Source organism: Psychrobacter sp. TB20-MNA-CIBAN-0197 (genome assembly GCF_040309765.1).
In the GTDB taxonomy this organism is placed as follows: domain Bacteria; phylum Pseudomonadota; class Gammaproteobacteria; order Pseudomonadales; family Moraxellaceae; genus Psychrobacter; species Psychrobacter submarinus.
In genome coordinates, this window is the sequence record NZ_JBEOPC010000738.1 from 1 (window position 1) to 265 (window position 265).

General features: G+C 61.9%; 1 protein-coding gene. It reads right to left on the minus strand.

What is annotated here, in order from left to right; translation table 11 throughout:
* A partial coding sequence (locus AAEY83_RS15785) for an acyl-CoA dehydrogenase family protein (protein WP_351060463.1) occupies positions 1-265 on the minus strand: 265 nt, incomplete at both ends.

Here is a 265-nt window from a genome sequence, read left to right on the forward strand (position 1 = left end):
GCACGGGCCACCGGGTTGTCCCACATGAAGCCCATACCGCCCCAATATTGCAGGCAGCTGTCGCTGACTTCCCGGCCCAAGCGTCCGGCCTTGAGCTTGGCCATCGACGCCAGGCGCGTGACGTCCTGACCTTTGATGTACTGCTCGGTGGCCTGATAGACCAGCGCGCGCAGGCATTCGATTTCGGTCTGCAATTCGGCGAGACGGAAGTGGATCACCTGGTTGTCGATCAGCGCGTTGCCGAAGGTCTTGCGCTCCTTGCAGT